General features: G+C 47.6%; 16 protein-coding genes and 2 pseudogenes. 2 read left to right on the forward strand and 16 right to left on the reverse strand.

Going from position 1 to position 12,964, the window contains the following annotated elements; all coding sequences use genetic code 11:
- The first annotated feature begins 212 nt into the window (after positions 1–212).
- Complete coding sequence (yoaJ, locus tag CHU32_RS28880) at positions 213–287, forward strand: protein YoaJ (protein WP_103677854.1); 75 nt, start codon at positions 213–215, stop codon at positions 285–287.
- Positions 288–532: 245 nt separating this feature from the next.
- A complete protein-coding gene (gene iraM, locus CHU32_RS03480) occupies positions 533–871 on the forward strand; it encodes an anti-adapter protein IraM (protein WP_103677779.1) in 339 nt (112 codons plus the stop codon).
- Positions 872–921: 50 nt separating this feature from the next.
- On the opposite strand, the gene ymcF is transcribed toward iraM, so the two are convergent.
- From ymcF to CHU32_RS03555, 16 genes and pseudogenes are all read right to left on the reverse strand, one after another.
- Entirely contained in the window at positions 922–1,113 is a 192-nt protein-coding gene (gene ymcF, locus CHU32_RS03485) for a cold shock small protein YmcF (protein ID WP_103677855.1), read from the reverse strand.
- Between the two features lie 325 nt (positions 1,114–1,438).
- Entirely contained in the window at positions 1,439–1,765 is a 327-nt protein-coding gene (locus CHU32_RS03490; protein WP_103677780.1) for a four-helix bundle copper-binding protein, read from the reverse strand.
- Positions 1,766–1,979: 214 nt separating this feature from the next.
- Positions 1,980–2,462, reverse strand: a complete 483-nt coding sequence (locus tag CHU32_RS03495) for a tetratricopeptide repeat protein (RefSeq protein ID WP_103677781.1) — start codon at positions 2,460–2,462, stop codon at positions 1,980–1,982.
- 44 nt (positions 2,463–2,506) lie between these two features.
- Positions 2,507–3,188, reverse strand: a pseudogene (locus tag CHU32_RS03500) (O-methyltransferase).
- Positions 3,189–3,391: 203 nt separating this feature from the next.
- A pseudogene (locus CHU32_RS03505) lies at positions 3,392–3,559 on the reverse strand (NADP-dependent isocitrate dehydrogenase); the annotation flags it as partial.
- 300 nt (positions 3,560–3,859) lie between these two features.
- The gene (locus CHU32_RS03510) at positions 3,860–4,885 is read right to left on the reverse strand and encodes a hypothetical protein (protein WP_103677783.1); all 1,026 of its coding nucleotides are present in this window, start codon (positions 4,883–4,885) and stop codon (positions 3,860–3,862) included.
- Positions 4,886–5,044: 159 nt separating this feature from the next.
- The gene (locus CHU32_RS27995; protein WP_133159275.1) at positions 5,045–5,257 is read right to left on the reverse strand and encodes a hypothetical protein; all 213 of its coding nucleotides are present in this window, start codon (positions 5,255–5,257) and stop codon (positions 5,045–5,047) included.
- Positions 5,258–5,263: 6 nt separating this feature from the next.
- Positions 5,264–6,520, reverse strand: coding sequence for a hypothetical protein (locus CHU32_RS03515; RefSeq protein WP_103677784.1), 1,257 nt, complete (start codon positions 6,518–6,520; stop codon positions 5,264–5,266).
- Entirely contained in the window at positions 6,517–7,200 is a 684-nt protein-coding gene (locus CHU32_RS03520) for a baseplate wedge 1 family protein (RefSeq protein WP_103677785.1), read from the reverse strand. Before CHU32_RS03520 ends, CHU32_RS03515 begins: the two co-directional genes overlap by 4 nt.
- Entirely contained in the window at positions 7,197–8,393 is a 1,197-nt protein-coding gene (locus CHU32_RS03525) for a baseplate J/gp47 family protein (RefSeq protein WP_103677786.1), read from the reverse strand. The genes CHU32_RS03520 and CHU32_RS03525 overlap by 4 nt, the downstream gene beginning before the upstream one ends.
- Complete coding sequence (locus CHU32_RS03530) at positions 8,386–8,730, reverse strand: hypothetical protein (RefSeq protein WP_103677787.1); 345 nt, start codon at positions 8,728–8,730, stop codon at positions 8,386–8,388. The genes CHU32_RS03525 and CHU32_RS03530 overlap by 8 nt, the downstream gene beginning before the upstream one ends.
- Positions 8,731–8,738: 8 nt before the next feature.
- Entirely contained in the window at positions 8,739–9,434 is a 696-nt protein-coding gene (locus tag CHU32_RS03535) for a Gp138 family membrane-puncturing spike protein (RefSeq protein WP_103677788.1), read from the reverse strand.
- A complete protein-coding gene (locus tag CHU32_RS03540; RefSeq protein ID WP_103677789.1) occupies positions 9,427–10,254 on the reverse strand; it encodes a baseplate hub protein in 828 nt (275 codons plus the stop codon). The genes CHU32_RS03535 and CHU32_RS03540 overlap by 8 nt, the downstream gene beginning before the upstream one ends.
- The gene (locus tag CHU32_RS29015) at positions 10,244–10,555 is read right to left on the reverse strand and encodes a phage baseplate plug family protein (RefSeq protein ID WP_103677790.1); all 312 of its coding nucleotides are present in this window, start codon (positions 10,553–10,555) and stop codon (positions 10,244–10,246) included. Before CHU32_RS29015 ends, CHU32_RS03540 begins: the two co-directional genes overlap by 11 nt.
- Positions 10,552–11,094, reverse strand: coding sequence for a phage baseplate protein (locus tag CHU32_RS03550; RefSeq protein WP_103677791.1), 543 nt, complete (start codon positions 11,092–11,094; stop codon positions 10,552–10,554). Before CHU32_RS03550 ends, CHU32_RS29015 begins: the two co-directional genes overlap by 4 nt.
- A 2-nt stretch (positions 11,095–11,096) precedes the next feature.
- Complete coding sequence (locus tag CHU32_RS03555; RefSeq protein WP_103677792.1) at positions 11,097–12,839, reverse strand: phage tail tape measure protein; 1,743 nt, start codon at positions 12,837–12,839, stop codon at positions 11,097–11,099.
- Positions 12,840–12,964 lie beyond the last annotated feature (125 nt).

The following is a 12,964-nucleotide window of genomic DNA, read 5'->3' on the forward strand; positions in this document are numbered from 1 at the left end:
TCTCTTCATGACCAGAGAACATCATTCCATAACCAATAAGGTTTGCCCCGCTGCTCGCTACGGGGCTTTTTTTGCAAAACGTCAGACTCGTAAGCCGAATATATCAAATTTCATCCAGCCATGCTTTACTATGCCCGCAACAATAACAGGCTGTCCCGGACATAACGAACATGTCGTGCTTTCTGCACCGATGGATAAACAGGAATAATGTGATGAAAAAAACAACGATTATTATGCTGATTGTGGCGATTGTGGCAGTTGCTGGCACTCAGCTGGGGTGGTGGTAATACGAGATGCACTGTTATGCTGAATAACAGCAACAGCTTCTGCCCGCGGTATATAGCAGAGGCTGTACATTCAACAGCATGTTTAAAATTTAAGCATTTATGTAAACCAGCGCAAAGAAAAAGCATCCTACCTTCTTTTTGTCATAGTTAATTAATCCTATTAGACAAATCTGATTTCATTGCTATATTTACAATGAAGAATTTAGAGGATAGAAATAAACGATTGACGAAGGAGCGTTTTGCTAATGGATTGGGAAATAGAACAAACCCTTGTTTGCCCGACAACCGGGACCGGCTTTGCTATTGCCTCTGCAGTAAAAAACATGAAGTTAATAGTGTGGTATAAGGGAAACTACTTTCTACGTACCGGTAATATTCTTAGCCATAGTCCGTTTGGCGTTATTGTAAATGGCAGAAGAACGTCAATAGCGATTATCCACACCTTCCACTATTCCGGCCCGCTATGGCAAACGTTTAAAAACAGAATCACCTGCCCTGGTAATGACGAACCGGGAATTATTAATTGTCAGCATCGTAAGACGTGTATTTTTACGCTATGTCCTTATGGAGCGAAATCAGACTGAGCTGGCCCGGGCATTAACCGGACACGCGCCAGGCACGTCCGGTTCAACCATCAACGGCGGTATTCCGCCAGTTTCGGTGTATCCGTTATCGCGAGGTGACATAGGTCGTCGCCCGCGACCATGGCGGATTTACAAAAAATGCATTTTGCACCAAAGCGATTTTTTTCCGTCACATCGTAGGGTGACGTTCTGTACTGCGACCCGTGACACGCCGGGCATCTGAATTGTATTTTCAAAATTATTTCCTTACACAAGCGCCTTATGGCATTCATGGTTTGAATACAGATGCGTATCGAAGCTTCAGGTGGAGACTCAAGAGAGGATATCTTTGATGAGAACTGCTTTAGTAAACTACTCAAGGTATTGTCTGTGTATCAAACCGACAATCCATTTACGCATGATTCGATGGGTAACACAAGGTTTATTTTGTTTATTTAACGCAGCACCACAATGGTCGCCCTGCTAGTTCATTTTAAAAAATATGCCGGAATTTTTTTACCGGGGAAACTGGTGTTTATGAATTGATTTCATTCCAGCAACCCCGCGTTGAACGTAACTTTTTAAAATTTATGCCACCATTCGCAGACAGGCGTTGGCACAGTTGCGACATATTTTAGCGCAGCGCTGGCAGTGATCGCTTTGATGTTTGGCACATTCCTCTGCGCAGGCTTTACAAATATCGACACAGATCCGGCAGGTCTGCTTAAAATAATCGCTATCCAGGCTCATAAACTGCGCGGAGAGCCGACAAATACCCGCACACTGCACCGCCAGGCGAATGCAATCCGTCATCCTGGCGGGATTGTCTTCCTTAAGGCAGGAAGCGGCACAAAAATCACACATCGCCGCACACTTGTAGCATAGTTCTATACATTTCAGGCCATCCTGATGCATACCTCACCTCTTTTTTATGAGTACAGTAGTCATAAGTCTGGACAAAGAAAGGGATATAGCAAGCGGCAGGACGCGAACGTAACTGAGTTCAGGAAGTCACAAGCCGTACCGCAATAGATTATCTGTAATATGACGACGGCATTTTGCTGTTTTAAGCTTACCGCATTGATCAACCCTCAACTATTGAGGATTAACCTATTGGCGATAAGCCCGGTCATGACCATCGCTGGTTCGGGTTCTGCGCATACTGCTCTAGCGCCTTCACATAAGGACGGGTACGGATATCCGGGGACTGCGCAATACACGTCAACAACATACTGACCGCGCGTTCGTGCTCTCCCAAATTATGCAGACACAAGGCATAAAAGGGCCAGACCTCCGTTGCCAGCGGCCATTGCCTGATGATGTCTTCAAATAGCGTTCTTGCCTGGTCATAGGACCCCAGGCAGCGTCTTGTTGATGCCAGCCCGAATTTTGCCTCAAATTCATCGTCGCCCTCAAGCCCGGTTTCAAGGGCGCAGATATACCAGTGCTCAGCCTCTCGCTCATGTCCTTCATTATCGTATGACCAGGCAATATTAAGTTGCGCCTGCGCAGTCAGGGCTGGTTCCCCGAGTAAAGTTTTTAGTTGCTGGCGACTTTTTTCGTACTCTCCCTTCTTTCGCAACGCAATCGCTGTCTGTAGCCGGTGATCCATAAAAGTTTAATCCGATAAGTTAAGAATAATATTGGGATAATTCATCACGCTTTAACCACCGCCATCACAAAACCATCCCAGCCTTTTTCTCCGACCGTTTGAATGGCTGTCGCATCAACGTGTGGATTGTCATGAAGCAATGTAAAAAATTCGCGGACGCCTTTTACACTGTTATCATCGCTATCAGCATCCAGCACGGCCCCCCCCCCTGACTATATTATCGGCGATAATAACCGTACCAGGGCGAGACAATTTAAGCGCCCACTGCAAGTACTGAGGATTATTTTTTTTATCCGCATCAATAAAAATGAAATCAAACGGACCTTGCAGTGAAGGAAGGATATCCAGCGCAGCGCCGACGCGAAGATCAACCCGTTCAAGAACACCCGCGTTTTGCAGATTAGTGGCCGCCACTTTAGCATGGTGTTCATCTGCTTCGAGGGTGGTTATTTTACCGTCGGGCACCAGTTCCCGCGCCATCCATAGCGTGCTATAGCCACCCAGAGTACCTATTTCAAGGATACTTTTAGCCTGAAGCATCCTGATAAATAATGCCAGCATCTTTCCTTGTGTTGCAGAAACATCGTGCGCCGGTAATCCTGATTTTGCATTCGTTGTGAGAACGCAGTCAAAATCAGGATCTAAAAGTGTAAGTTGCCGCGAAAAATAATCATCTACTTCTGACCACTTTTCTGAATCTGACATTGGGTAATCCTGTACTCGCATCAATTCCCCCTCGCTGCAAACGGTAGTGGATATAACATTTTTATCCCCTACATTACTGCACATTAGAAAACGTACAAACCCACTAATTAATGGTTATCTACGTTACAATTTAAAATGAATATTATCTTCACCTTATCTGTAGTCGCTACTTAATAAAAAACGGGAGCACTCAGGCTCCCGCTTTGATTTTACGTCATCAGAAATTACATATTCTTGATGATCGCGTCGCCAAACTCTGAACATTTCAGTAGCTTAGCGCCTTCCATCAGACGCTCGAAGTCATAGGTCACAGTTTTAGCCGCAATTGCGCCTTCGGTACCTTTAACAATCAGGTCAGCCGCTTCGAACCATTCCATGTGACGCAACAGTATATATTCAAAAAAATGTTAACACACTGAATTGAAAGATATTTTCTCATTAAATAACATAAAACGCTGCACATAACAGCTCTCTAATACCAGAACAATAACAATTACTTGCCTTTAGTTTTGGGGAAAGGATTTTGGGGTGCACCCAGTCACGCAAAAACTGATAGAGCAGTCACAAAAGAAAATTTTGCGAGGAGCTTTCCAGAATTGAACCTTGCCGCTTTACCAAGCAGGTCATAGTCGGCAAGATCGCTACCGATTATTCCTTTATGCGCGCGCAACTTTTTAATGCTTTGCTAATCTTCACATCACTTGAGAGCTGACTGTCTCTTTTGGCCTTCTCGGTGCATTTTGAGGTTCTATCACGCCATACATGCCAGCGATAGCGTTTTGGTAAATTTGTCTGCTGTACTCTTCCTCGTCGTCAACATACGACGTAAAAATGAGACCATCCCCGACACCCTCGATATCGCATCTCACACAAACAAATCGTTCGTCAGTATGGTCGCCACCAAAAAAGTCGACACGATCTTCGTTCGGGTAAAACGGTTGGCAAATATTTGAAAACTTAGTGATGCTACCGATTGACACTCGCTGCGCCATGCCTACCCCGAGTGCATCTGAGTCGTTACTATTATTTGTCGTCGTTGCGCACATACGCCAGATTCCCGGCATATATTTTTCGTCAAACATTAAATTAGTTTCTGCGGTCTTCCACGGCTTATATAAACTGGCTGGTGAAAGCAGGTATCCCGGCAATAGCGCTCCAAAATGGACGGAGACTGGCGACACGCCAGTGAATAGATAGTATGGCACGAACAGCGCAACCATAACAGTAATTCCGTCTCCCATGAATTTAATCGGCTGAACATTGACGTTCCCATCGCTATCAGGCCCGACATAATTAACTGTTCTCACGGGATCATAATTCCCGGCGTGCCAAACTTCATAGTCGTGGCCACCGGATGCATACATTAAGTCATGAACAGTTGCGCCGCCCAGCCGAAGCTTTGCATCGCTGATCAGGTTTGTAACCTTTCCGGCATCACCTGAGAGCGTTCCCACCTGCGTTCCGTTGTATGTCAGACAAATAGTCGGTGCTATGATTTTTTTTCCAGCCGCTACTGTGGTGTCATCATTAAACTGCGTCATTTGGTTAAAGGAGTTTTTTTCTTTGAAAATATTCTCTTTATCACGATACGCAATATCGCCATTGATACCAATGTTTTCACGCGCCTGCTTTTGTGCCGCAGCGCCCTGCTCTGCTATTTCTGACAATAACTGGTCGATCCTCAGATACCCATCAAAAATATCCTCCGACGTGTACATCAGTTGCGCCCATTTGGTGTTATCTGCGGGCGTTGATGTGTTGTCATCAACCAGAGAATAATAAACGCCTTTATCAAATCTGACGATCGCGGATTTCTGGTACGGGAATGCCGTGCCGTCATTGACCTCTTCAGTTATAAACTCTGGTACGCCAGACGACTAGTATTCGTTAATGGCCTTAGTGATAATATAGAACAGCCAGTTCATTTTTTGGCGTTCGATATTTTTCGCGTTTTCATCAGTAAGCTGATCGCGTTCATAATCATAACCGTATCCGGTCATCATTGAAACATCGCCTGTTGATTGCAGGGCATCAGGTATGTCGCTCTTATCCCCCAGCGATGCAAAGGGGGTTTTTATAAATCTTTCCATTAATTCTCACTCCACGACAATATTAAATGCGGGGGCCATATCAACGGTTCCTATCATCCATTGCGCCCCGCCAATAATTGAGCTTTCGTATATCCGATATAGAAAAAACACGCTGTTTTTCGTCTTCCAACTTTCGCGTGCTATTAAAAATGAACCAGGCGCAATAGTTGATTCATAACTATTCGACAGGCAGGTGACGGACCAAGAAGCACTGGCTTTTACCCCCTTACCCGCCAGTGGATCATTTATTGAATCCTTGCTTATTGAATACGAACACCCTGCAGTAAATGCAAATGTCGCCCAGTCAATAATGATTGCAGAGGAATTTTCTCGTTTCAGTGAGCTATTACTCTCGGAAGGAACCCATGCCGGAATTTTATCCAACATCAACGTGAAGGGATCGGTATCTTTCACGATATTTTTTCCGGCGGCGCTACCGAGTTTAATGACCCCGTCGGCGTTCGGTGAGTATGTTTTCCCATCAGATAAAATACTGACAGCGGAACCGCCCCCGGATTCTCCCCTGGGAATACCCAGATTCAACACCTGGGTTGGCGTGGTGCCTATTATCTCAGCGGTTGCAGCCTCGCCTGCCGCCAGCGTTTGCACCGTGCCGACAGACAGCACATTGGCAGGACCCGGATCGCCAGGCTTACCTGGATCGCCAACAGGGATACCCAAGCTTAATACCTGCTCAGGGGATTCACCTGTCACGCTCGCCGTGGCTGGTACACCTGCTGGCAGGGTTTGCACTGTACCAATAGACAACCCAGCCGCCGTGCTGGGTTGTGGGTTTGACGGCGTGTACGGCCGCTCGCCGTTAATGTCGAGATTTCCGTTAATGGTTAGATCGCCGGTAATAACCCCGCCATTTGTCCCCATGTATGCTGATGGATCGAACAGACACCAAGTGTTTCTGTCCGGGGTGTTGGTGTTTGCGTCAGTCAGTGAAAAATAGACTTTACCGTTATACCGGACAAGCGCCGCCGCCGAATACGCAAAATCGATCCCTCCGTTCTCGGCCTTTGTAATATAGTCGGGAACGCCATTTTCCTGATATTTTTTTATTTCAGTTGTAACCAGACACAGGAGCCAGTTTAATTTATTGCGTTCAATGACTTTCGCTTCGTCGTCGTTGTCAATGTCTTTTTCATAATCAGGCCCGTAACCCTCGTCAAAGCTGATTTCACCTGAATCTTGTTTATCCTGCGGAATGGTTTCTTTGTCGCCGTTTACTGAAAAGGGTTTTTGTATATAGGTCATTCTGCCGTCTTCTTTTGTCTGAAATTGCCTTTCCGAAAATTGTTTCGCTCGTCGCCGAACGCCCATACTTTTCTGTTTGAGTTCCTGAATTCATATGTCATACCCACGCCAGCGGGCAGCGGGAAAACGTTATATTTATCGAACACAAAACGAATAGATTCGTTAGGTTTGAAATCAAATATTACCGCAACCGCGCTCATGTCATATTTATCTAAAACGTAACCACCGCCCTTATGACCAAATACGTAGTTCATTACCCGGTTCATTTCCGGGATAGTTCCACGGCTGACAAGATAAAAATACCTGAGTTTGAGCACCATTCGTTTTTGCTCTGTCGTCAGCGTTATCTCATCCCCGAAGTGATGCTGAAAATTCCCGTTATTAAAATTCTTGTGAGTGCTTGCAAATCCCCAAGTTGGTTTTATTGGGTTTGGTGCGTCAGAGGTAACAACAAGCGGAATGCCGAGAATAATTGCCCATACGCCGAGACCGAAAGAATTTGCGGTATCCATGTTAAATACGTTGGTATACCACTCGCGCCAGAACGCTTCATGATTTGTGATATACCAGTCTTTTTTGCGTTGCAGTATGCCCTGCAAATTTTCTGCGTCGTTATATTGCCAGAGTATTGCGCGCAGGAGGTCAACTGAAAAATTAAACTCCTGAATAGTGTCGCTCATACAATATTTACCTGGATCGTTGATTCAGCAACAACAGCCTTTTGCCAGATTTCGATTGGCAAAGTATCGACTGAAAACGTCATTTTAGAAATGTCGGCAATTTCCAATTTTTTTATAAAAATATCCGGGTAGTTCCGGTTGACCGCTGATGCCGCCTCGAACGGCGAAACGTCAGTGCCAACGGTAAATCCATCTTCTCCATCCTGCTCGCCTCGTGCGTAATCGACGATAGCTAATCGTACCGCATCCTGGATTTGTACGGTGCTCATAGCGCGGGATGATACGTAAACACGCATCAGGATAGTAATCTCCTCAGGGCGAGAAAATTTAACGTCGTAGGGCTGGCCTGATACGGCGTCAACGACCGTGACGGTCGTATTGCCGTTATACCCGCACCCCGCGCTTTTGCTCGCCAGCAACGCCTGTGCGATATTTTCATCCGTGCCACCGTCTACGCAGACATAGACAGAGTGAGGAGCCATCGTCACTCCATCAATAACCCGCTCCTCACCAGCAATATTTTCACGGAATGACAGGCTTTTTACTCCCGGGACATCATAAATAGCTGACGTGATAGCCTCTGTTGTCGAAACCCCCTGTAACGCCAGGGTCTTGCGCCGCATCGAACGCGCCGAAACGTCAGATTGAACGTTCTGCCCCAGACTACCCACAGTTTCATTTGTTACCGTCTCCCAGCCCAGCACGGCGTCAATTATTTGCGTCAGGCTGTCGATCGGTACGGGCACTGGCCCCACAGAGGTGGACTGGAATATCGCACTGACCGTCCCCAGTTCACCAATAACAACCTGCTCGACCGTGGCGAACTCGTCCCCATTTTTTGTCCGGGCACGCGATCCTGCCGGAATGATGGCCGCGGCGACACCGCGACAAATACCGACGACTTGCGAACGGGTGGCCCCACGCCGCTGGCCGCCAGTCAGCATCCAGATCGCGTCAAGAAAAATCCCCCCCGCCAGATTTGGGTTGATCTGGTTTGCCAGCGCTGCGTTATTCTCAATAACCGTCGTTCGCGCCTTTACCTCGGCATTAATCAAAACGCCCTGCGGAGTCCAGTCGTCAGTGATCAAATCATCGCCGAATACCGCACGGTACTCATCGCGCACCTCGTCGATCACGTTATCGGTGTCCGGCATGATAACGCCGGTTGAGTTGATATATTTATACTCAGCCATTCAGCAGTAACTCCCCGTAATCGGTAATGATCGTCACGGAATAACGCAGGGCGTTATCTATGGTCGTGACAGTGATGGACAGCACATCGTGTACACCGGGGCTGTCAAGCAGCATCTGGCGCAATTGTGCTTCATATACTGCCGGATTCGGCGATCCGTTCCAGACCACATCGAACGTTGGCAAACCGAGGTTAGTGGCGTACATCATTTCACCGAGTTGCGCCTGTGCGCCCTGCTGCGCACTGTGCATTGCGGCGGTCAGATCTTTCGCAACCGCAAGATTGCCCGCCGCGTTGATAAAAATGTCATTCTTTGCATTAACCGCAATACTTTTCATATCCGCCTCTACGCATACGGTCCGTTCGTGTTGCCTTGTCCGCGATCAACGCCGCCGTGCCAGTGGCTTTCATAAGGCCTGCTGTCGATATCAGCGCCCCCCTCAAGCCGTGTGCGCCCCTTCACGACCAGCCGTTTTTCCAGCATTGTGTCTCCGGTTACTTTCAGCGGCCCGTCAACTTCCAGCCCATTCATAGCGGTGATTTTTACTTTATCTGGCCAAATTGCGAGGCGGGTTTTCCCGTCCAGCGTCTGCAACACCGCATGCTCAACATCTTCGTCGGCGATCTGGTACTTTGTCATAACATCTGGAATGAACAGCCCATCCTCGAAACTGTGCATTCTCCGGGTGTTGGGCTGTTCCTCAGCCAGATTTTGTAGATAGAGGGAAATGTCACGATCGCTGGCTTTAATCCAGCCGTAGTCGCCGGGTTTCAGATTGAACGACAACATGTAGTTGCCACCGCCGATATTCAGTACTGGTACACTGACCAGTTGTGCCCGTGTGATACGTTCTTTTTCCGTCGTTACCATGGCGATCATTGGCTGCACGCAGGCGCGGTTTTCTTTTCTGTCATATGACACGATTTGCGCTGGCAGCATGTCGTCCAGCCCCTGAATCAGCTTTCCGAAAACACCCCGCAGCATCCCGGCCATTGTTCCGTCGTTGCCTGGGTTTTGTGAAGGTTTTGCGATATCAGCCATTGCGAGTTGCCTCCGCAACGAAATAAAACGGTGTGTCGTGGGAGGCGATGTCGAAATTTAGTTTTGTGATGGTGTAACTGCCGTTCGCCGCCGGGTTCATCTCGCTAGTGATGCGCAGTTCACTACCGAGCGTGGTTTGTTGATCGAGTAAAAATTTCACTTTGACTCCTTTCTCAGTCAATTCGGGAATGCCGATCATCCCGCTGTCTTTATCCAGAACGCGCACGCTACCGGACAAGGGGATGCCGCTGTCTTTGACGATCAACTGATCATCATCAACGAAAACATCTACATCACCCGCCGCCTGTAGCCGCTCCGTTTGTTTCAGCGCTGCGCCGCTAAAAGCGTAGTTTGCAATATTTTTATCTGTGGCCTGAAAGTTCAGCTTCAGACCCATTCTCCCGGCGGCCTGCTGAGAGATGGTGCTCAACTGCTCTTGTTTCCCATTACTTTGCGCGATGATTACGCCCTTTTGCGACTGCGCTGTTTTCGATTTGACCGTCAGCGCTATGTCCGGCGGCTGAGATGGAACTGCCGAGGTTATATCCCCGATGTACAGTAACCGCGTTCCGGTTGACTGACGGCCAACATAGAGATACAGGCGCTTTGGGGTTTTGTTCTGATTAAACGGTGACGTTTCGGTAATAAGATAATTGCGGGTGGATTTTTTCAGGTTCGTAATTTTGACGGTACATTCATTCTGATTCGGGTTTGCGAATTTTGTGCCGCTGGCCGATATTGCTAAATCGCTGAACTGCTGGATTTGTCCGCCAATCTCGATCCCTACGACAACTACCCGAGGATCAATTTCAGCCGCCATTACGATACGCCTCCATTTCGTCAGCCGTTACGTAAACAAGAGTTTGCCTGCCGAAACGCGTGTAATATGGCACGTCATCATCCTCCGTGAGAAAGACAAAATTCCCGGCCTCACAATACTGGTACGGAATAATCAAAATCCCTGACAATAGTCTTGTATTGCTGATTATTATTTTACTATCTCGCTCGATAGTAATCATCATTAATCCGCCAGCCTCTTTGATAGTCAGTTTGTGATTTATTCCATCCAGTAGAATAGATAATGATTGATTAGGTTCGTTATTAAGTGGGATCGTAATCATGAAAATATAATATCGTAAATAGTTGAACCGGCCTTACCCTGTTGTCCTGTAGACGGAGTGGTCCCTTGCTGTTGCCCCCGGCCTGTCGTAGGACTGTCACGCGGCACTGAGGGATCTCCGTTAGCTCCTCCCTTTGACGCACCGCCAGAGAATTTTGTAGAGGCAATTTTCTGCTCAACCAGCGTAATTTCCATCGGCAGGGCGTCGATCAGATCCGAGCTTTCGTCGTGCGGCATTCCGGAAATCATCATGTTTTGATACGTTCCTGCCAGCGTCTGCACTGTCAGCAAATCGCCACGCAGCCAGTACTGACGAATCTGCTGATATACGTCGCGATACGCATCCCCTGGAATTATCAATGAGAGTTTAATTTCAACGGGCAAAATTACCCGGTGATCGACAACACTAGCCCCGCTCTCTACAGGATGCTGCATTGCTTTGGCTTCTTCTTTGACCGTCGCTTTTATGGGACGGGCATCCGGGAATATCTGCCGAAATGACGAGTCCAGAACGGCGACGACATCAGCCGTAGTTTGCATTTTTACCCCCAGATTGCGTCGTCAAATTCACTGGCAGTTCGATCAAAGTGGGCGCTTAACCCGTCGCCAATGTCTGACGCGATCCCGGCTGCGTCGGTTGCCTGCGTGATTACCTCAATTTTATCAATACTGAACTGAGTGGTTTTATTCAGTTGTTGTGGCTGATTGACGATGCTGTTTGTTGTCTGGCTGGCCAGGGGTGATTGACTGGCTGCGGTGATCTCACGCTGCGCCCTGCTCTGTAAATCTCGTAACTCGTCAGAACTAGCGATCCCAAATGTCTGAGCACTTGCGCTGGTCCCGCTCGCCACTGCTGGCGTGCCACTATTTTTCTGTTCCACAGCCCCGCCAGCCTCAGCAGGGGCAGACGTCCCCACCCCTCCCGAATCCATATCCATGCCAAGCATAACCTTAACTTTTTCAGGCAGGATACCCGTAATTTTATTCCAGGCTTTCATGATGTACGCCACGACTTCATCCCAAATACCGATCACCTGTTTTTTCATTGATTCAAACCCGTCAACAAATTGTTGCGTCAATTTGCTGATGCCGAAAAATTTATCAAACCAGACCCACAGTTCCGAAAGATTTTTCTTCATATTGTCGATAGCTGCCTGTGGGTTTGTGAATAAATCCCACAAGGCTTCAACCAAAAGTGCGCACAGATCCCAGACGATTTTGCACCACGCACCGACGAATTTTAGGGCATCAGCCAGCTTGGGATATTCCTTCGATAATTCGCCGATGATTGAATTATTTCCTTCAAGGTAATTGTTAAAATCATCCAGGATTAGCGCAAATGCCGCCACCGCCGCTGCAATCAAAATAATGGGCCAGGTAGCCGCCAGAGTCGCTGTTGCCGCAGCCCACATTGCCGGGGTGTAGTACATAGCAATTGCGGTAGCGCCAGTAATAAAAAATATTCTCACCGCATCTTTATGCTGGTAAAAAAATTCAACCGTCTTTTCTACGAGTTTTAAGAAGCCCGTCAGTGCGGGCATTATGCTCACGCTAGCCTGTGTTGCAAGGCTATTAAACATTGATTTAGTTGAGTCGAGTTCAAACTTAAATTTCTGAGCAACCTCTGCATCCTGCTTAGTCACAACTCCAAATTCTTTTTGCGTTTTGATCATATCTTCAATGGCCTTTCGGCCTTTTAGAATCATATCAACGGTTCGGTTGTCAGTTACTCCCAACTCTTTTATCCGAAAGATCGCCTGCTCACGGGACAATGTTGATATCGAATCCGCTAGATCTAGCATCCCCTGTGCAGCATTTTTCACTGAGCCATCAGTATTTTTTAAAGAGATGCCAAGTCTTTGAAATGCCTGAGCGGCCCCGGATTCTGCATCCGACATAGCCTCGCCCATTTTTTCCGCCATGTCCGTGAGGCTATCGCGCATCCCTTCCGCCTCACCTCCAGCGCGTTCAGCGGCCTGTCCCCACGCATCAATGTCTTCGATCGGCATATTCAAGGACGCGGCAGAACGTGCCAGGGCGTCAATTTCGTCAGCCTTTTCGATGGCCCCCCCAATTGCACCGCCAATACTTAGAAATGCCGCCAATGAACCCAGTGCTACTTTTGAAAACTCGGCCATTGATTCTGTTAATCCATCCGTGGACGCTCCAATTTTATCAAGCGTGCTGTCCAGCGCCTCAGCCGATTTATTCGCCTCTTCTGCGCCTTTCTTTACGTCTGAGGCATCGGATTCGAAGAGTATCAAAAATGTATCAAGTACTGACATTACTCCTCCAGAAAAGAAGGCCGCTCTTGCAGCCCGCTTGTTACCGCTGGTTCTTTTGTTGTGAATGTTGCATTGCGAGATATTCGTTATAGCGAGGAATGGCAATTGTTTCCCACATCAGGAAA

The organism is Superficieibacter electus, assembly GCF_002915575.1.
Taxonomy (GTDB): domain Bacteria; phylum Pseudomonadota; class Gammaproteobacteria; order Enterobacterales; family Enterobacteriaceae; genus Superficieibacter; species Superficieibacter electus.